18 protein-coding genes are annotated in these 18,016 nt (G+C 73.4%); 11 read left to right on the forward strand and 7 right to left on the reverse strand.

Annotated features, from left to right (window positions below; all coding sequences use genetic code 11):
- Window positions 1-464: DUF6542 domain-containing protein (locus AOK09_RS13150; protein ID WP_055587352.1), on the forward strand; the 464-nt coding region annotated here is incomplete at its 5' end.
- A gap of 70 nt (window positions 465-534) precedes the next feature.
- Here AOK09_RS13150 and ppgK read toward each other — a convergent pair.
- Complete coding sequence (ppgK, locus tag AOK09_RS13155) at window positions 535-1,275, reverse strand: polyphosphate--glucose phosphotransferase (protein WP_055587353.1); 741 nt, start codon at window positions 1,273-1,275, stop codon at window positions 535-537.
- Window positions 1,276-1,362: 87 nt separating this feature from the next.
- Window positions 1,363-2,349: a 4-hydroxy-3-methylbut-2-enyl diphosphate reductase gene (locus tag AOK09_RS13160; RefSeq protein ID WP_079063014.1), complete on the reverse strand. Its 987-nt coding sequence runs from the start codon at window positions 2,347-2,349 to the stop codon at window positions 1,363-1,365.
- Between the two features lie 71 nt (window positions 2,350-2,420).
- Between AOK09_RS13160 and xseA the strand changes: the two genes are divergently transcribed.
- The 3 genes from xseA (at window position 2,421) to AOK09_RS13175 (ending at window position 4,805) form a co-directional block, all read left to right on the forward strand.
- The gene (gene xseA, locus AOK09_RS13165; protein WP_055587355.1) at window positions 2,421-3,635 is read left to right on the forward strand and encodes an exodeoxyribonuclease VII large subunit; all 1,215 of its coding nucleotides are present in this window, start codon (window positions 2,421-2,423) and stop codon (window positions 3,633-3,635) included.
- 201 nt (window positions 3,636-3,836) lie between these two features.
- On the forward strand, window positions 3,837-4,088 hold the full coding sequence (locus AOK09_RS13170) for an exodeoxyribonuclease VII small subunit (protein WP_055587356.1): 252 nt from the start codon (window positions 3,837-3,839) through the stop codon (window positions 4,086-4,088).
- 105 nt (window positions 4,089-4,193) lie between these two features.
- Window positions 4,194-4,805 (forward strand): malonic semialdehyde reductase, encoded by a 612-nt coding sequence (locus AOK09_RS13175; protein WP_055587357.1) that lies wholly within the window; start codon window positions 4,194-4,196, stop codon window positions 4,803-4,805.
- A 169-nt stretch (window positions 4,806-4,974) separates the two neighbouring features.
- Here AOK09_RS13175 and AOK09_RS13180 read toward each other — a convergent pair whose 3' ends face one another.
- Window positions 4,975-5,502 carry a DUF4245 domain-containing protein gene (locus tag AOK09_RS13180; protein WP_265736719.1) on the reverse strand — a complete coding sequence of 176 codons (528 nt, stop codon included), beginning with the start codon at window positions 5,500-5,502 and terminating at the stop codon, window positions 4,975-4,977.
- Window positions 5,503-5,639: 137 nt separating this feature from the next.
- On the opposite strand from AOK09_RS13180, the gene glpX reads away from it, so the two are divergent.
- Window positions 5,640-6,680 carry a class II fructose-bisphosphatase gene (glpX, locus tag AOK09_RS13185; protein WP_055587358.1) on the forward strand — a complete coding sequence of 347 codons (1,041 nt, stop codon included), beginning with the start codon at window positions 5,640-5,642 and terminating at the stop codon, window positions 6,678-6,680.
- 153 nt (window positions 6,681-6,833) lie between these two features.
- Here the strand turns inward: glpX and AOK09_RS13190 are convergent, their stop codons facing one another.
- Together AOK09_RS13190 and AOK09_RS13195 are read right to left on the reverse strand one after the other, a co-directional pair.
- Entirely contained in the window at window positions 6,834-7,247 is a 414-nt protein-coding gene (locus AOK09_RS13190) for a WhiB family transcriptional regulator (protein ID WP_055587359.1), read from the reverse strand.
- Between the two features lie 698 nt (window positions 7,248-7,945).
- Complete coding sequence (locus AOK09_RS13195) at window positions 7,946-8,641, reverse strand: DUF1707 SHOCT-like domain-containing protein (protein WP_407675397.1); 696 nt, start codon at window positions 8,639-8,641, stop codon at window positions 7,946-7,948.
- Window positions 8,642-8,822: 181 nt separating this feature from the next.
- Here AOK09_RS13195 and AOK09_RS13200 point away from each other — a divergent pair, with 181 nt between their 5' ends.
- From AOK09_RS13200 to AOK09_RS13215, 4 genes are all read left to right on the forward strand, one after another.
- Window positions 8,823-10,487 (forward strand): fumarate hydratase, encoded by a 1,665-nt coding sequence (locus AOK09_RS13200; RefSeq protein ID WP_055587369.1) that lies wholly within the window; start codon window positions 8,823-8,825, stop codon window positions 10,485-10,487.
- A gap of 522 nt (window positions 10,488-11,009) precedes the next feature.
- Window positions 11,010-11,756, forward strand: coding sequence for a ferric reductase-like transmembrane domain-containing protein (locus AOK09_RS13205; RefSeq protein ID WP_055587360.1), 747 nt, complete (start codon window positions 11,010-11,012; stop codon window positions 11,754-11,756).
- Window positions 11,757-11,809: 53 nt separating this feature from the next.
- Window positions 11,810-13,603, forward strand: a complete 1,794-nt coding sequence (locus AOK09_RS13210) for an FAD-dependent oxidoreductase (RefSeq protein ID WP_157875885.1) — start codon at window positions 11,810-11,812, stop codon at window positions 13,601-13,603.
- Window positions 13,600-13,845, forward strand: a complete 246-nt coding sequence (locus AOK09_RS13215; RefSeq protein WP_055587362.1) for a hypothetical protein — start codon at window positions 13,600-13,602, stop codon at window positions 13,843-13,845. The genes AOK09_RS13210 and AOK09_RS13215 overlap by 4 nt, the downstream gene beginning before the upstream one ends.
- Window positions 13,846-13,896: 51 nt before the next feature.
- On the opposite strand, the gene AOK09_RS13220 is transcribed toward AOK09_RS13215, so the two are convergent.
- Window positions 13,897-14,643, reverse strand: a complete 747-nt coding sequence (locus tag AOK09_RS13220; RefSeq protein WP_055587363.1) for a DUF2637 domain-containing protein — start codon at window positions 14,641-14,643, stop codon at window positions 13,897-13,899.
- A gap of 30 nt (window positions 14,644-14,673) precedes the next feature.
- Window positions 14,674-14,940 (reverse strand): hypothetical protein, encoded by a 267-nt coding sequence (locus AOK09_RS13225; protein WP_157875886.1) that lies wholly within the window; start codon window positions 14,938-14,940, stop codon window positions 14,674-14,676.
- Window positions 14,941-15,119: 179 nt separating this feature from the next.
- On the opposite strand from AOK09_RS13225, the gene AOK09_RS13230 reads away from it, so the two are divergent.
- Together AOK09_RS13230 and AOK09_RS13235 are read left to right on the forward strand one after the other, a co-directional pair.
- Window positions 15,120-16,517: a class II fumarate hydratase gene (locus tag AOK09_RS13230; RefSeq protein ID WP_055587365.1), complete on the forward strand. Its 1,398-nt coding sequence runs from the start codon at window positions 15,120-15,122 to the stop codon at window positions 16,515-16,517.
- A gap of 115 nt (window positions 16,518-16,632) precedes the next feature.
- A complete protein-coding gene (locus AOK09_RS13235) occupies window positions 16,633-17,844 on the forward strand; it encodes an MFS transporter (RefSeq protein ID WP_055587366.1) in 1,212 nt (403 codons plus the stop codon).
- Window positions 17,845-18,016 lie beyond the last annotated feature (172 nt).

Consider the following 18,016-nt stretch of genomic DNA (forward strand, 5'->3'; position numbering starts at 1 on the left):
CTCCGGAGCCGGCGAGCCGGGGCAGGCTGCGGCTGCCCAGCGCCAGACGGCAGCCGGACGGAGGCGCGCCGGGACGGGCCGGGACCGCGCCCCGGCGGCGGCTCACCGCGGTGGGCACCGGGGTGGTCGCGCTGGCGGCGACCCTGCTGGCGGCGCTGGCGGACAATCTGCTGCTGGGCGGGGTGGGTGTGCTCTTCGGCGTGGTGTACGTCGCCGTCTGCTTCCAGCTGGCGGTGCGGGTGCGGCCCGCGGATCTGCCGGCCGCCCCGATCGCCGGGCCGATCGCCTTCGCGCTGGCGCTGCTGGTGTTCGGGCCGACGTCCGGCAAGGGCATCGAGGGTCATGTGATGGGCCTGGCCGGGGGGCTGGCCACCCGCGCGGGGTGGCTCTTCGCCGGGACGGGCCTGGCCGCCGCCATCGTGGTCGCCCGCCATCTGGCCAGGCGGCGCTCCCGTACCCGCTGACCCCGCCTCCGCCCGTCCGGCGTCACGCGGGCCCGGAGTCCTCGCGGGACCACCGGGCCCGCGGGCCGTCTCAGCCGAGCTTGGCGGCGGCCATGGCCGCGCCGACGATGCCCGCGTTGTTCAGCAGCTGCGCCGGGACGATCTCGGCGCGGCGCTGTTTCAGCAGCGGCAGGAACTTCTCGTGCTTGCGGCTCACCCCGCCGCCGATGATCACCAGTTGTGGGGAGAACAGCATCTCCACATGGGCCAGGTACTCGTCGACCCGCTCGGCCCACTTGGCCCAGCTGAGGTCGTGCCGGTCGCGGGCCGCGGAGGAGGCGTGCCGCTCGGCGTCCTTGCCGTTCAGCTCCAGATGGCCCAGCTCGGTGTTGGGGACGAGGACACCGTCCACGAAGAGGGCGCTGCCGATCCCGGTGCCGAAGGTGAGGGTGATCACCACCCCGCCCCGGTCGCGTCCGGCGCCGAAGGACATCTCGGCGACACCGGCCGCGTCGGCGTCGTTGAGCAGCGCCACCGGAAGACCCAGGGCCTGCTCGAAGTGGTCGCGGGCGTCCAGCCCGATCCAGCCGGGGTCCACATTGGCGGCGGTGCGGGTGTGGCCGTCCACCACCACCCCGGGGAAGGTGATGCCCACCGGGCCGCGGCGGCCGAAGTGCTCGACCACCTCGCAGACGGCCCCCACCACCGCCGCGGGCACCGCGGGCTGCGGTGTGAGGACCTTGTGACGCTCCTGGGCGAGGTCGCCCCGCACCAGGTCGACGGGTGCGCCCTTGATCCCCGAGCCGCCGATGTCCACACCGAAGGACTCCACTAGCAACCCTCTCTCCGGTCACGGGCGGGAATGCGCCGCCCCGCTGCCGGTCTGATACCCGGGGCGGGGCGAGCCATCCGGCCGGGGTCAGTCCTGGCCACCGACCTTGCCCGCGGCCTCGGCGCGCAGGTCGCGGCGGAGCTCCTTGGGGAGCGAGAACTGCAGGTGCTCGTCCACGGAGCGGACGGTCTGCACATCGTCGTAGCCACGCGCCGCCAGCCACTCCAGCACGCCCTGCACCAGCACCTCGGGCACCGAGGCGCCGCTGGTGACGCCGACCGTGGTGACGCCCTCCAGCCAGGCCTCGTCGATCTCGTCGGCGAAGTCCACCAGGTGGGCGGTCCGGGCGCCGTACTCCAGGCCGACCTCGACCAGGCGCACCGAGTTGGAGGAGTTGCGGGAGCCGACCACGATCAGCAGGTCGGTCTCGGGGGCGATCTGCTTCACCACCACCTGGCGGTTCTGGGTGGCGTAGCAGATGTCGTCGCTGGGCGGGCTGACCAGGGCGGGGAAGCGCTGCTGCAGGCGGCCCACGGTGGCCATGGTCTCGTCGACCGAGAGGGTGGTCTGGGAGAGCCAGACGACCTTGCTCTCGTCCCGGACCTGCACCGCGTCGACGTCCTCCGGGCCGTCCACCAGGTGGATGCGCTCGGGGGCCTCGCCCATGGTGCCGATGACCTCCTCGTGGCCCTCGTGGCCGATGAGCAGGATGTCGAAGTCCTCCTCGGCGAACCGCACGGCCTCCTTGTGGACCTTGGTCACCAGCGGGCAGGTCGCGTCGATGGTGGCGAGCCTCCCCTGCCGGGCCTCGTCGTGGACGGAGGGGGCGACGCCGTGTGCGGAGAAGACCACGATGGAGCCCTCGGGCACCTCCTCCGTCTCGTCGACGAAGATCGCGCCCTTCTTCTCCAGGGTCTGCACGACGTACTTGTTGTGGACGATCTGCTTGCGGACGTAGATCGGGGACCCGTACTGCTCCAGGGCCTTCTCCACGGCGATCACGGCGCGGTCGACACCGGCGCAGTAGCCACGGGGGGCGGCGAGCAGGACGCGACGCTGTGCAGTTGCAGACATGGGTCCATGGTAGAGGGCGCCCCCGGACGGCAGGGGCGGCAGTGTCGGGCCCCGCCGCTAGGCTCGTCGCCATGGCCCTCGACACCTCTGCTGACGCGCCGGTTCCGGTAGCCAAGGTCTCCGCCCTGATCGGCGGCTGGATCGACCGGCTGGGCGCGGTGTGGGTGGAGGGGCAGATCACGCAGCTCAGCAGGCGGCCGGGCGCGGGGGTGGTCTTCATGACGCTGCGCGACCCGTCGGAGGACGTCTCCATCACGGTCACCTGCTTCCGCAGCGTCTTCGACCCGGTCGCCGACGTGGTGGCCGAGGGCGCGCGGGTGGTGGTCCATGCGAAGCCGGAGTGGTACGCGGCCCGCGGGACCCTGTCGCTGCGCGCCGCCGAGATCCGCCCGGTGGGCCTGGGCGAGCTGCTGGCGCGCCTGGAGCAGCTGAAGCGGCGGCTCGCCGGGGAGGGGCTCTTCGCCGCCGACCGCAAGCGTCCGCTGCCCTTTCTGCCGCAGTGCGTCGGCCTGGTCACCGGGCGGGCGTCCGCAGCCGAGCGCGACGTGCTCCAGAACGCGCGGCACCGCTGGCCGGCCGTCCGCTTCGAGGTGCGCAACGTGGCGGTGCAGGGGACCAGCGCGGTGGCCCAGGTGGTCGCCGCCGTGCGGGAGCTGGACGAGCACCCCGAGGTCGACGTGATCATCGTGGCCCGTGGCGGCGGCAGCGTGGAGGATCTGCTGCCGTTCTCGGACGAGCTGCTGGTCCGTACGGTGGCGGCGGCCCGTACGCCGGTGGTGAGCGCCATCGGACACGAGCCGGACCAGCCGCTGCTGGACTTCGTGGCCGACCTTCGCGCCTCCACGCCCACCGACGCCGCCAAGCGGGTGGTGCCGGACGTCGGTGAGGAGCTGGCCCGCATCTCCCAGTTGCGGGACCGGGCGCGGCATGCGGTGCGCGGCCGGGTGGAGCGGGAGCAGGCGGGCCTGGCGGCGACGCTCAGCCGGCCGGTGCTGGCGGCGCCACTGCGGATGGTGGACGACCGCGCGGCGGAGGTGGCGGCTCTGCTGGGGCGCGCCCGGCGCTGCCTGGGCCACCAGCTGGACCGGGCCGCCTCCGATCTGGAGCACACGATGGCCCGGGTGCTGGCCCTCTCCCCCGCCGCCACCCTGCAGCGGGGCTATGCGGTGCTGCAGCGGCCGGACGGTTCGGTGGTGCGCAGTGCCGCGGAGGTGGCGGCGGGCGACGCGCTGCACGCCCGGGTCGCGGAGGGCGGCTTCGCGGTGGCGGTCACCGAGGCGGACTGAGCCCGCTGCGGACGGGCGCCGGCGGCCACCGCGTCCCGGTGCGCAGGCGCGCGAGTGCCCCAGGAGCCGACCCCCGGGCGCGCGGGTCCGGGCCTGATGGTGCGTCGGTGTGCACCGGAGGGCGGCACACCACCGCCCGTCCCGGGCGACAAGCGGTTCTCCTCGCCCGCTCTGTCGGCCCTTCCCCCTACGCTGGCAGGCATGGCGAACGAGGAGGTCCCCGGCCGGCAGGCCACGGTGGACGATGCGCTGGGGTACGAGCAGGCACGTGACGCGCTGCTCGAGGTGGTGCGGCGGCTGGAGGCCGGCGGCACCTCGCTCGAGGAGTCGCTGGCGCTGTGGGAGCGGGGCGAGCAGCTGGGCAAGGTGTGCCGCCGCTGGCTGGACGGCGCCCGGGAGCGGCTGGACGCCGCGCTGGCCGCGGAGGAGGGGGCGGGCACGCCGGAGGCGTGAGGCAGGTCACTCCGCCGCAGGGAATCCGTTGAACGTTCATCTATGTTCCTTGCGAGGAAGCGGCCGTCCGGCCGCTCCTCTTCCGAACACCGAGGTGGACCCCCCATGACGACCGCCGCCCAGGACGTGCTCGCGCTCGACGCCGCCGCCCAGGACCTGCTCTTCCGCGAGGCGAGGACGGCCAACACCTTCACCGACGAGCCGGTCACCGACGAGCAGGTGCAGGCCATCTACGACCTGGTGAAGTACGCCCCGACCGCCTTCAACCAGCAGCCGCTGCGGATTGTGCTGGTGCGCTCGGCGGAGGCGCGCGAGCGGCTGGTGTCGCACATGGCGGACGGCAACAAGGAGAAGACCGGCAAGGCCCCGCTGGTCGCCGTACTGGCCGCCGACCACGAGTTCCACGAGGAGATCCCCAGGCTGCTGCCGCACTTCCCGCAGGCCAAGGACCTCTTCTTCAGCGAGCGCCCGGTCCGCGAGCAGACCGGCAGCTTCAACGCCGCACTGCAGGTCGGCTACTTCATCCTGGGCGTCCGCGCGGCCGGCCTGGCCGCGGGCCCGATGACCGGCTACGACGCAGCGGGCATCAACAAGGAGTTCTTCCCGGACGGCGACCACGCCGTCCTGGCCGTGGTGAACATCGGCAAGCCCGGCCCGGACGCCTGGTACCCGCGCAGCCCGCGTCTGGAGTACGACGAGGTCGTCACCACCGTCTGATCCGTCCGGCGCCCTGTCCGGCGCCCAGGGGCGCGGGGAACCGCGTGACCGGCCCTCCACGGAGGCGCCGGTCGCGGGCTTCCCGCGCCCCTCGCTGTTCGCGCGGCCCCTCCGGCCGGGCGGGGACGGCGGCCCCGTACGGCTCAGCGTCCGTACGGGGCCGCCGTCCTCACTGCTTCAGCGCCTGCGCCAGCCGGGCCAGTTCGCTGTAGCTGGCGGTGCCGGTGACGGCCGTGGCGGCTCCGTCGGCGTTGCGCACCAGGGCCCGGTAGTGGTCGCCGCGGTAGCGGCTCCAGTCCGCGCCGTCGACGGAGGCGGAGCCGTCCGGCTCACCGCCCTGGACCTGGGCCCGCACCAGCCCGTCGACCGAGTCGTCGCTCTGCTCGATCGCCGCGTAGCTGCCCGAGGGGGTGATGAACCCCAGGTGCCAGGTGGCGTGTCCGTCGTCGTCGGCGCTGTACCGCACCGAGGTGGCCCGCCACTGCGCGGGCAGTCCCTGCGGCGCCAGCACCGGGTAGGGCGCGGCGCGGCGTGCGGTGGCCAGGTCGGTGGCGTAGCCGACCGTCTTCACGGGCTCGCCGCCGGAGTGCGGGATGAAGAAGTACACCACCGCTGCCAGTGCGCCGACCGCCAGCAGCGACAGGATCATGTCCCGTACGGTCTGCCGGCCCCTCTTGCTGCTCGTCTCGCTCGCCACCCACCCATGGTGACCCATGGCGGGCCGGGTTCCCGCATCCGGGGTGGCCGCGGGCTGCGCCACAGACACTCCCCGCGCTGCGCGGATACGATCACATCACCCTCATTTCGGCCGTCGCGTACAGAGAGGTATCGCCGATGACCGCTCAGAACCATCACAATCTCCCCGCCCCCCTGGAGGTGGCCCCGGAGGCCCCCGACCGCAACCTGGCCCTGGAGCTGGTCCGCGTCACCGAGGCCGCCGCCATGGCCGCCGGCCGCTGGGTCGGCCGGGGTGACAAGAACGGCGCCGACGGCGCCGCCGTCAAGGCCATGCGCACGCTGGTGCACACCGTGTCGATGAACGGCGTGGTCGTCATCGGCGAAGGGGAGAAGGACGAGGCCCCGATGCTCTTCAACGGAGAGCGGGTGGGTGACGGGACCGGCGCGGAGTGCGACGTGGCGGTGGACCCGGTCGACGGCACCACGCTCACCGCCAAGGGCATGGGCAACGCCGTCTCGGTGCTCGCGGTCGCCGACCGCGGCACCATGTTCGACCCCAGCGCGGTCTTCTACATGGACAAGCTGGTGACCGGCCCGGAGGCCGCGGAGTTCGTGGACATCACCGCACCCCCGGCGGTCAACATCCGGCGGGTCGCCAAGGCCAAGGGCACCGCGGTGGAGAACATCACCGTGGTGATCCTGGACCGCCCGCGCCATGACGCGCTGGCCAAGGAGGTCCGCGAGGCGGGCGCACGGATCAAGTTCATCTCGGACGGCGACGTCGCGGGCGCCATCATGGCGGCCCGGGAGAGCGCCGGCGTCGACCTGCTGCTGGGCATCGGCGGCACCCCGGAGGGCATCATCGCGGCCTGCGCCATGAAGTGCATGGGCGGCGTGATCCAGGGGCGGCTGTGGCCCAAGGACGACCAGGAGCGGCAGAAGGCTCTGGACGCGGGGCACGACCTGGACCGCGTACTGACCACCGACGACCTGGTCGGCGGCGAGAACGTGTTCTTCGTCGCCACCGGCATCACCGACGGGGAGCTGCTGCCCGGCGTGCGCTACCGCTCCGAGACGGCCACCACCAGCTCCCTGGTGATGCGGTCCAAGAGCGGCACCATCCGGGAGATCAACTCCACCCACCGGCTGTCCAAGCTCCGCGCCTACAGCGCGATCGACTTCGACCGCGCCAACTGAGCCACGCCAACTGAGCCACACCGACCGACCCACGCCTGCCGGCCCCCAGCCGGACGGCGGCGAGCAGGGCCCCAACGCAGCGGCGGGGCCCCGGAGGTGAACACCTCCGGGGCCCCGCCGTCGCATGTGCCGGTCCCGTCCCGCCGTCACCGGTCACCCGGCGGCCGCGATGTGCCCGCGCGGAACGCGCTGCACATCCGCGCGCAGCTCCATCTCACGGCGGCGCCGGCGCGCCAGCACCACCCGGCGCTCGGCCGCGGTGAGTCCGCCCCACACGCCGTAGGGCTCGGGCTGGGCGAGGGCGTGCTCCCGGCACTCCAGCAGCACCGGGCAGCGGGCGCAGACCCGCTTGGCCGCCTCCTCGCGGGCCAGCCGGGCCGCGGTGGGTTCCTTGGACGGGGCGAAGAACAGACCCGCCTCGTCGCGTCGGCAGGCGGCCCCCGAGTGCCAGGGGGAGTCGTCGCCCGCACCGTGCTGTCCGTTCTGCTGTCCGTGCTGACTCGGGCTGAACTGCCCCGGAACGCTCTGGTCGGTGGCGCTCTTGGTGGACTCGATCGGGTGCAGCACGGCGTACTCCTGACGACGGCTCGACGGGGGCTCGTGTCGGTGTGCGTCCGGGCCTTCACGCTCCGCAGTTTCCCCTGGCCGACTTCCGGCCCCTGCGGAACCCCGCGGTCGCACAACAGACGATGTGGAGAGGGAACTACCCGGCCCCCCGCCGATTCATGCACACCGCACGCAGTTGCCGCCCAAGTCGTTGCACGGAATGTCAAGTAGGCGGACACGGCGTGACGAGGCGTGTGCATGTGGCACATGCGCCGTAACGCGCCGCCCTACGCCCCACCCCGGCGAGGGCGCGCAGCGGCCCGCCGTTTCCGCAGGCCAACAGGGGCGCGGGGCGTGCGGGACCGGCCTTCGCGCCCCGAGGCGCCCCTGCGGAACCGCCCCGGGAGCGCGCGGGGTCGTCCGTACTGCGCCCCCGCGCCCGGCCACGCCGGGCCTTCGCGGCGCCGGAGAGGCACCCCGGCCTCCGCGGGAGCGGGCAGCGTCCCACCGGGCGCCGTGCCTCGCCGTGCCTCTTCCGGGGACGCGGGGGGAACGCCCGGGCCCCGGCTGGCCGTTCGCGCCGGACAGGCGCCCGGTCCGTGCGACCGCGAGGCGGCGGCGCGCCCCGTACCGGGCTGCACCCGGGTGCCTCGCCCCCGCAGCGAGCGTGCGTGCCCGGGGCACCTCCAGCCGTCAGGCCGGGGACGGCCGGACAGGACCTAGCGGTCCAGCTGCCTGCGGACCCACTCCTTGAGCTGCTTGCCCCGCTTGGGCCGGGCCTCCACACCGCCGAAGACCGCGGCGCCGCGGATCCGCACCACGGGGGCGTAGGGGTCCTCTGCGGTCTGCTCGCGGACGTCGAAGCCGCCGAAGATGCCCGCGCCGCTGCCGTGCAGGGAGACGTTCTCCGGCACCTTGATGGTCACCCCGCCGAAGACCGAGGTGACGTCGATCAGCACCTCCGGCGACTCGAAGACCGCGTCCGTCAGGTCGAGCTCCACCCCACCGAAGACCGCGACCGCCTTCAGGTGGGCGCCCACCCGCCAGCGGCCCTTGCGGACGGCGCCGCCGAAGACCGCCACCGCATGGGGCGAGTAGCTGCGGGCCGGCGGCAGCGGCGGCCCGGCAGGGGCGGCGGCCGGCCGGGGAACGGGGGGCGCCGGGTGCGCCGGCAGGTCCCGGGTCAGCGGCTCCAGCTCGCCGAGCGTCTTGGCGGCGTACGCGGCCTCGATCCGCTCGGCGTGCTCGTCCACATCGAGCCGTCCGTCGGCGAAGGCGTCCCGCAGGACGTCCGCGACCCGCTCCCGGTCGGCGTCGGAGGCACGCAGTTCGGACTCCGCCACGGCCGGCTTGGTCATCGGCACGGGCGACTGGGCGCGCTTGGCGCCGGGGTCCGGGGCAGAGGAGTTGTCCACGGGCCAAGGGTAGTCAGCGGCGCGGGCGCCGAACAGCCGCCCGGGCACCGGGGCGTGACCCCGGTCACGCAGGCCCGCCCCAGCCGGGGCACAACCGCCGCGGGCATCTAACCTGGAAGGCGCTTCGTCGATGTCGCCGGACAGACCCGCAGTCAGTGAGGACCACCCGCCGATGGCCGCCATGCCAGAGTTCGCCTACTCCGACCTTCTCCCCCAGGGCGCGGACACCACCCCGTACCGCCTGATCACCACCGAGGGCGTCTCCACCTTCGAGGCGGGCGGCCGCCGCTTCCTCCAGGTCGAGCCCGAGGCCCTGCGCCGGCTCACCGCCGAGGCGATGCACGACATCTCGCACTATCTGCGCCCGGCCCACCTGGCCCAGCTGCGCCGCATCCTGGACGACCCGCAGGCCAGCCCCAACGACCGCTTCGTGGCGCTGGACCTGCTGAAGAACGCCAACATCGCGGCCGGCGGCGTCCTCCCCATGTGCCAGGACACCGGCACCGCCATCGTCATGGGCAAGCGCGGCCAGCAGGTGCTGACCGCCGGCCGCGACGAGGAGTCGATCTCGCGCGGGGTGTTCGACGCGTACACCAAGCTCAATCTGCGCTACTCCCAGATGGCGCCGCTGACCATGTGGGACGAGAAGAACACCGGCTCCAACCTGCCGGCGCAGATCGAGCTCTACGCCACCGACGGCGAGGCCTACAAGTTCCTCTTCATGGCGAAGGGCGGCGGCAGCGCCAACAAGTCGTTCCTGTACCAGGAGACCAAGGCCGTCCTCAACGAGAAGCGGATGCTGGCCTTCCTGGAGGAGAAGATCCGCTCGCTGGGCACGGCCGCCTGCCCGCCGTACCACCTGGCGATCGTGGTCGGCGGCACCAGCGCCGAGTTCGCGCTGAAGACCGCCAAGTACGCCTCCGCGCACTACCTGGACAACCTGCCGACCGAGGGCTCCCCCACCGGACACGGCTTCCGCGACCTGGAGCTGGAGAAGAAGGTCCAGGAGCTGACCCAGCAGATCGGCATCGGCGCGCAGTTCGGCGGGAAGTACTTCTGCCACGACGTGCGGGTGGTCCGGCTGCCGCGGCACGGCGCGTCCTGCCCGGTGGCGATCGCCGTCTCCTGTTCGGCCGACCGCCAGGCACTGGGCAAGATCACCGCCGAGGGCGTCTTCCTGGAGCAGCTGGAGACCGACCCGGCCAAGTACCTGCCGGAGACCACCGAGTCGCACCTGGACGACGAGGTCGTCCGGGTGGACCTCAACCGGCCGATGGACGAGATCCGCGCCGAGTTGTCCAAGTACCCGGTGAAGACCCGGCTGTCGCTCTCCGGAACCCTGGTGGTGGCCCGCGACATCGCCCACGCCAAGATCAAGGAGCGGCTGGACGCCGGCGAGGGGATGCCGCAGTACCTGCGGGACCACCCGGTCTACTACGCGGGCCCGGCCAAGACGCCCGAGGGCTACGCCTCCGGCTCCTTCGGACCCACCACCGCGGGCCGCATGGACTCCTATGTGGAGGAGTTCCAGGCGGCGGGCGGCTCCCTGGTGATGCTGGCCAAGGGCAACCGGTCCCGGCAGGTCACCGACGCCTGCGCCAAGCACGGCGGCTTCTACCTGGGTTCGATCGGCGGCCCCGCCGCCCGGCTCGCCCAGGACTGCATCCGCAAGGTCGAGGTGCTGGAGTACGCGGAACTCGGCATGGAGGCGGTCTGGCGGATCGAGGTGGAGGACTTCCCGGCGTTCATCGTGGTGGACGACAAGGGCAATGACTTCTTCAGCCCGCAGGAGCCCTCCCAGCCGACCTTCACCAGCATCCCGGTCCGTACGCCCGGCCAGGCGTAGCAGCCGCACCACCACGCGCCCCCGCCTGCCCGACGGCCGGCGGGGGCGCTGCGCGACCGGGGGCCGCGGCGGCCGGGCAGGCCGTCGGGTACGTCCGCCGGCCGCCACCTTCGGGCGGTGCGGGGCGGCATATCGGACGGCCGGACCGGAGGCCGCCCGAGGCTGCGTCGCCACTTCGGGGCCTGGCCGTGCGCCTGTCGCCGGAATCGCCCGGAATTGCGCCGGGACATTGCATCCACGGGGTGCTCGATCGAGACATTCGCCCCGTTCTGGCTGCTGTATTCGAAGCCATCTGAAATGTGGTCAATTCTCTTTCCACCACTGCACGACCGGCAATCACACCGGGCATGCCTGGTGTAGCGTCTACGCCCGAAGCAGCGCCTTCACACGGGACGAGAGATTGCCGTGCAATACCTCCCCCGCGTCCGGCGCATGTATTCACCGGGGCGCCCGGCAGGCCAGTGGCTGCGGGCCCGGTGGTGCGATGCCCCCTTGGACGTGCAGACGCAAGGAGTCCAGGACATGACCACTGCTGCGGTCACGGCCCGCCGACCGCGGACCGTCCCCGTGCTGTCGATCCTGTCGGCGGTGCTCGTCCTGGTGCTGGCACTCTCCGTGCTGCTCGCACCGGCCGCGGCCGCCGCGCCACCGGCGATACCCGGGTCGCCGCTGGACGCGTACGACAAGCACACGCCCTATGACACGGGTGTGCACAGCATCGCCCGGCTCGCCGCGATCATCGCGTACGCACTGATGGTGGCCACCGTGGTGTTCGGAGCGGTGCTGCGGCTGAGATTCATGCAGCGCGCCGTCAACCGTCAGACGATCTACGGCGCACATATGACGCTGGCCCTCTCCGCGCTGATCTTCGGCGCCGTGCACGGCGTCACCTTCCTCTACCAGCCGGTGTGGAACATCGGGCTGCGGGAACTCACCCTTCCGTTCACCGGCGGTGTCCAGCGGATACCCGTCGGATTCGGCATCCTCGGCCTTGAACTCGCCGTCGCGGTCGGCTGCTCGGTGTGGCTGCAGCGCAGACTCGGCTACCACCGCTGGCTGCGTTTCCATCAACTCGCCTATGCGGCCTTCGCACTGATCTGGCTGCACGTCTACACCGTGCATCCGGAACCGCGTCACCTCAATCCGGTCGCCATCGGTGTCGCCGGCGGGGCAGGCGCGTGCCTGCTGGCGTTCCTGATCCGGATCTTCCCCTCCCGGTCCAGACTGCGGCAGCGGTCCGGTGCCCTCCAGTCCGGAGCCGTCCGTTGACGACCGGCGGGGACACCTGGCCCTGGCCCGGCCCGCAGGGAGGCGGGCAACCGGTGACGCAGGCACCGGGTGCGCACCCACCCGCCGGCCATGGCGCACCGCCCACGGTGCCGTACCCGCGTACGGGGGGCCACCAGGGTCCCCCACTGCCCGCCCGGGCCCAGCCGCCGGCCGCCCACCCGCAGGCGTCGGGGCCGCAGCAGGGCATGCCGGTTCCGCACTACGCCCCGGTGCCGTACCACCCGCCGGTCCCGGCCCGGACCGCTCCGGCCGGGCACCTGCCCGAGGTGCTGCCCGAGGTCCTGACGGCCGAGTCGTTCGGGCCGGCGCGGCCGGCGCTGGTGCCGGAGGCCGACCCGGTCCGCATCAGCGTGGACAACAACCGCTGCCACATCTACGGCATCTGCCAGCAGGAGGCCCCCGAGGTCTTCCGCATCTCCGGGGGCGGGTCGCTGCACTACACCCGCAATGTGCCCGGCGAGTTCGCCGCCGCCGCCCGCCAGGCGGTCCGCTGCTGCCCCATGCAGGCCATCACCATCCGCGGCGGGACCGCGGGGACCGTCCGGCGCGCCGTCCCGCCGCCGCGCAGCGGGGCGGCGTCCCGGGGGAGCCTGCGGCGGATCGTGGTCGCCGGCGGCGGACTCGCGGGGCTCAGCGCCGCCACCAGGCTGCGGGAGCGCGGCTTCGAGGGGGAGCTGGTGATCGTCGGCGAGGAGCCCCGGCTCCCGTACAGCCGCCCGCCGTTGTCCAAGCAGTTCCTGGCCGGTGAACTCGCCGCCGGTGAACTCGCGTTCCGCGCGGACGACTCCCTGGACGCCCACTGGCTGCTGGACACCCCCATGATCGGCCTGGATCCCGGCCGGCGGGCCGTGGAGCTGCGCGGCGGCGAACTGCTCCCCTTCGACGGCCTGGTGATCGCCACCGGAGTGGACGCCAGGCGCCTGCCCGAGGCGCCGGTCTTCAGCGACCGGGTGCGCACCATCCGCACCCTGGAGGACGCCGTCGCCGTGCAGCGGGCCATGCATGCGGCCCGCGCCCACCATGTCGTCGTCCTCGGCGGCGGCTTCGTCGGCTGCGAACTCGCCTGCACCGCCCGTGAGCACGGCATGGACGTCACCCTGGTGGTGCACAGCGCGCCGCTGCTGCGCCGGGTGCTGGGTTCCGAGATCGGCACGGTGGTCGGCGGCATCCAGCAGCGGGCCGGCGTCGACGTCCGGCTCTCCACCCGGATCACCGACTGGGTGGACACGGGCAGCGGCCTGCGGCTGCGGCTGGACGACGGCGACGTCCTGGAGGCCGACTTCGTGGTGCTCGGCCTGGGCAGCGTGCCGCGCACCGAATGGCTGCGCGGCAGCGGCCTTGAGGTGTCCGACGGGGTGCTCTGCGACCCGACGTGCCATGCGGTGGACCTCACGGGCCGGCCGGTCCCGGGGGTCGTGGCGGCGGGCGATGTGGCCCGGTGGCCCAACCCGCGCTTCGACGGGACCCCGCGCCGGGTCGAGCATCTGATCCACGCCGTGGAGATGGGCCAGCACGCCGCGGACTCCCTGCTGCGCGGCCCCGGGCAGGCGGGCCGGTTCACCCCGGTGCCGCGCTTCTGGTCGGAGCAGCACGGCACCCGCATCCAGGCGGTGGGGATCCCCTCCCTCGGCGAACGGGTGGAGGTGGTCGAGGGCTCACTGCGCTCGGAGCGCTTTGTGGCCCTGTACACCAGGGACACCGTGCACGGCCCGCAGACCGTGGCCGCGGTGGCCTTCGACATGCCGCTGGAGCTCCTGGCCTACCGGGACCTCATCGGCCAGGCCCGCCCGCGCACCCGGGCCGCGAGCAGAAGGAGACGTCGTTGAGCCGCCGTGTCAACCGCAGACGGCAGTCGGCGAGGCCGCCCTACGGCGGCCTGCTGCCGTGGCTGCTGAGCCTGCCCGCCAGGCTGCGTGTGCGGGGACTGCTGATCCTCGCGGTGATGCTGGTCGCCATGGGCGCGTACGGACGGGCGATGGTCACCGCCCCGCCGATGCCTCCGGGCAAGGCACCCGCGGTCGAGCAGACCGCGGGTACGCCTGCGGCGAGGACCGCCGCGGCCCACTGAACGCCGGCCGCCGCGGGGCTCGCGGCGGCCGGCGGTCGCGGACCCGGCCGGTCAGCGGCCCGGCTTGGCGCGCGGACGCGGCGGCGGGGTGGGTCCGTGCCTGGCCCGCCGGGTCGCGGTCATCTGCCGGATCAGCTGGTGGAAGGAGATCACCGCGGTGATGGGCGGCAGGCCCGCCACGATGACGTCGGAGAGCGTCGCCGACGCGGAGGCCACGCAGAGGATGGCCGCCATCCCGGAGAAGATCCCCAGCACCACCCAGGAGTGGGCGATCCGGCGGCGGTCCAGGGCGGCCCGCAGGATGGAGAGCGAGGCCACGAACCACGGCCCGTAGATGATGACCGGCCACAACTCGGCCAGGCCGCCGCTGACGTGGGCGGCCGCCAGCTGCTGCAGCGGCGCGTAGGAGAAGATCCAGCCCAGCAGGGAGACCGCGGTCACGGTGCAGGTGGTCAGCACCCCGAAGAGCGAGCTGGTGATCTGCGGCCAGCTGGCAAGCTGCGGCCGCGGGCGCCGCCGCCGGTGCGGCACCGGGCGGCGGGTGCGCGGGAGGTCGAAGCCGACGCCGCGGGTGACGTCCTCCTCCGGGGTCCGCTGCGGCGGCAGGTAGCCGCCGGACGGGTCGCGCCCCGCGTCCAGCAGGTCGGCGATCGGGGTGAAGGAGGGGGGCACGTCCAGCAGCGGCTCCCCGAGGTACCAGCCGTCCTGCTGGTACGTGGTGCCCTGCGGGTCGACGGCGAAGTCCTCGTGGCCGCCCATCCCCCCGTACGGGAGGTAGGTCTCCCTGGTGTCATACATGGCGTGTCCGCTCCCCTCCTGCGGTCGTCCTCACCCGTGGGGCCGCATCGTGCGGGCACCGATCCGCCGGGTGAAGTCGGACTCGATCTGCCGGATCAGTCGGGCGAAGTCGGCGACCAGCCAGGAGCTGTACTCCAGGCGTACCTGTTCGCCGCCGCGTTCCAGGCAGGCGACCGCTCGCCCGTCCTGGTCGTCCTGCGGCGGCGGCACGAAGAGCCACTCGCCCAGGCGGGCGCAGCCCTCCTCGGGCTGCGGCATGCCGAGCGGCGGCGCGGGGATGAGATGTGGAGAGGTCACTCCTCCCCAACGACGCCCCGGCGCGGTCGGCATGTGCGGCATTCGGGGGTCCTTAGATATGCCGATCGACCCGTATGGCCTAACCCTCGGCGCATATGCCCTGCTCGGCCGGGGCCGGGGAACAGAAGAGGCGTCAACGGGCGCTGGCCCAGGAGAGACCGGGAGAGGGAGGTTCGGGGATGGCAGGCGGCGAGGACGGGTACCGGATCGAGCACGACTCGATGGGCGAGGTGAGGGTCCCCGCGGAGGCCCGCTGGCGGGCGCAGACCCAGCGCGCGGTGGAGAACTTCCCGGTCTCCGGGCAGCGTCTGGAGCGGGCGCACATCCAGGCGCTGGCCCGGATCAAGGCCGCGGCGGCGAAGGTCAACGCGGAGCTGGGCGTCCTGGAGAAGGACACCGCGGAGGCCATCCAGGAGGCCGCGGCGGAGGTGGCGGAGGGCCGCTGGGACGACCACTTCCCCGTCGACGTCTTCCAGACGGGCTCGGGCACCTCCTCCAACATGAACGCCAACGAGGTGATCGCCACCCTGGCCGGCGAGCGGCTGGGCCGACCGGTCCACCCCAACGACGAGGTCAACGCGAGCCAGTCCTCCAACGACGTCTTCCCCTCCTCGATCCATGTCGCCGCGACGGCCGCCGTCACCGGGGACCTGGTTCCCGCGCTGGAGCGGCTGGCGGCGGCGCTGGAGCGCAAGGCCACGGAGTTCGCCCAGGTGGTGAAGGCCGGGCGGACCCATCTGATGGACGCCACCCCGGTCACCCTCGGCCAGGAGTTCGGCGGCTATGCGGCGCAGGTCCGCTACGGGGTGGAGCGGCTGCTCTCCTCACTGCCCCGGGTCGCCGAACTGCCCCTCGGCGGCACGGCGGTGGGCACCGGCATCAACACCCCTCCGGGGTTCGCCGCGGCGGTGATCGCCGAGGTGGCGCAGACGACGGGCCTGCCGCTGACCGAGGCCCGGAACCACTTCGAGGCGCAGGGCGCCCGTGACGCCCTGGTGGAGCTGAGCGGCCAGCTGCGTACGGTGGCGGTCGGCTTCACCAAGATCGCCAACGATCTGCGCTGGATGGGCTCCGGCCCCCGCACCGGCCTGGCCGAGATCACCCTGCCGGACCTGCAGCCGGGCTCGTCCATCATGCCGGGCAAGGTGAACCCGGTGATCCCCGAGGCCACCGCGATGGTCGCGGCCCAGGTGATCGGCAACGACGCCACCGTGGCCTTCGCCGGGGCGTCCGGCTCCTTCGAACTCAATGTGATGATGCCGGTGATCGCCCGCAATCTGCTGGAGTCGGTGCGGCTGCTGGCCAACATCGCCCGGCTGCTGGCCGACCGCACCGTCGACGGCATCACCGCCGACGAGGCCCGGCTGCGGGAGTACGCCGAGTCCTCGCCCTCGGTGGTCACCCCGCTCAACCGCTATCTCGGCTACGAGGAGGCGGCCAGGGTCGCCAAGCAGTCGCTGGCCGAGCGCAAGACCATCCGGCAGGTGGTGCTGGAGCGCGGCCATGTCGAGCAGGGCCGCCTCACCGAGCAGCAGCTGGACGAGGCCCTGGATGTGCTGCGGATGACCCACCCCTGAGGTCCGGGGCACCCCGCGGGATGTGATTCGCTAGGGAGCAGCCCCGGGAGCAGCGTCACCGTGACGAGCCACGCCCCGGCACCCCCGCCCGCACCACACCCCGGAGCGTTCCGCCATGCCTCTGGCGCTTGTCGCCCTGGCCATCACCGCCTTCGGGATCGGCACCACCGAGTTCGCCGCGATGGGTCTGCTGCCGCAGATCGCGGGCGACCTCGGGGTGTCGATCCCCCGGGCCGGCTGGCTGATCTCCGCCTATGCGATCGGGGTGGTCGTCGGTGCGCCGCTGCTGACCGCGGCCGCCGCCCGGCTGCCCCGCAAGGCCGTGCTGATCGGCCTCGCCTCGCTCTTCACAGTGGGCAATCTGCTCTGCGCCGTGGCGCCGGGGTTCTGGTTCCTGGCCGCGGCACGGCTGGTGACCGGGCTGCCGCACGGCGCGTTCTTCGGCGCGGGCGCCGTGGCGGCCGCGGATCTGGCCGCGCCCCACCTGCGGGCGCGCGCCCTGTCGGTGATGTTCGGCGGACTGACCGTCTCCAACATCGTCGGCGTACCCGCGGCCACCCTGCTGGGCCAGCACCTGGGCTGGCGGGCCACCATGCTGGTGGTCGTCGCCATCGGGGCGCTGGGCACCGCCGCCATCGCCCGGCTGATGCCGGCCCTGCCCAGCCACGAGCACGCCGGGCTGCGCCGGGAGCTGTCCACGTTCCGCAGCGGGCAGCTGTGGCTGGCGCTGGCCACCGTGGTCTTCGGCTGCGGCGGCTTCTTCGCCTGCTACAGCTATATCGCTCCGCTGATGACCGAGGTCGCGGGCTTCGCCCCGGGCTCGATGACGCTGGTGCTGTCGCTCTTCGGCGTCGGTATGACCATCGGCAACGTGGTGGGCGGCTGGGCCGCCGACCGGGCGCTGCGCCCGAGCGTCTGTGCGGCCTTCCTGCTGCTGGCGCTCACCCTGGCCGCGTTCGCCGTGACCGCGCACGCGGAGTGGTCGGCGGCGCTCACCGTGATGCTGGTGGGGGTCTTCGGCTTCGCCATCGTGCCCACCGTCCAGACCCTGGTGATGGAGAAGGCCAGACACGCCCCGACACTGGCGTCGGCCACCGTCCAGGGCGCTTTCAACGTGGCCAACGCCCAGGGTGCCTGGCTGGGCGGCGCCGCCCTCTCCGCGGGGCTCGGCTGGACCTCCCCCACCCTGGTCGGGGCGGGCCTGGCCGGTCTGGGCGCGGTGCTCGCGGTGGTGTCCTGGGCGGTGGACCGGCGGCCCGGCGGGGGTTCACGGCTGGTGGCCGGGGCGACGCCGCAGACCGCCGATCGGGCCCCCGCCGACTGCTGAACCGGGGCACTCCCGCCGCATCGGGCCCGGCGGGCGCCTCAGTGCGCCTCCACGATCCTCACCGGCAGCGGCCTCAGCGCCTCCCGCAGGGAGGCCGCGAAGCGCTCGTACTCGGCGGCGCGGGCCGTCCCGCCGCGCGCTGCCAGGCCGACGCGGCGGCCGGGGGCGGGGG

Origin of the sequence: Peterkaempfera griseoplana, assembly GCF_001418575.1 — a bacterium.
GTDB lineage: Bacteria > Actinomycetota > Actinomycetes > Streptomycetales > Streptomycetaceae > Peterkaempfera > Peterkaempfera griseoplana.

Bases quoted from the DNA above. Each gene is read 5' to 3' on its own strand.
- AOK09_RS13200 (WP_055587369.1), top strand. From the start codon at position 8,823: ATGCCAGAGTTCGCCTACTCCGACCTTCTCCCCCAGGGCGCGGACACC.
- AOK09_RS13230 (WP_055587365.1), top strand. From the start codon at position 15,120: ATGGCAGGCGGCGAGGACGGGTACCGGATCGAGCACGACTCGATGGGC.
- AOK09_RS13175 (WP_055587357.1), top strand. From the start codon at position 4,194: ATGACGACCGCCGCCCAGGACGTGCTCGCGCTCGACGCCGCCGCCCAG.
- AOK09_RS13170 (WP_055587356.1), top strand. From the start codon at position 3,837: ATGGCGAACGAGGAGGTCCCCGGCCGGCAGGCCACGGTGGACGATGCG.
- AOK09_RS13235 (WP_055587366.1), top strand. From the start codon at position 16,633: ATGCCTCTGGCGCTTGTCGCCCTGGCCATCACCGCCTTCGGGATCGGC.
- AOK09_RS13160 (WP_079063014.1), bottom strand. From the start codon at position 2,349: ATGTCTGCAACTGCACAGCGTCGCGTCCTGCTCGCCGCCCCCCGTGGC.
- xseA (WP_055587355.1), top strand. From the start codon at position 2,421: ATGGCCCTCGACACCTCTGCTGACGCGCCGGTTCCGGTAGCCAAGGTC.
- glpX (WP_055587358.1), top strand. From the start codon at position 5,640: ATGACCGCTCAGAACCATCACAATCTCCCCGCCCCCCTGGAGGTGGCC.
- AOK09_RS13205 (WP_055587360.1), top strand. From the start codon at position 11,010: ATGACCACTGCTGCGGTCACGGCCCGCCGACCGCGGACCGTCCCCGTG.
- AOK09_RS13220 (WP_055587363.1), bottom strand. From the start codon at position 14,643: ATGTATGACACCAGGGAGACCTACCTCCCGTACGGGGGGATGGGCGGC.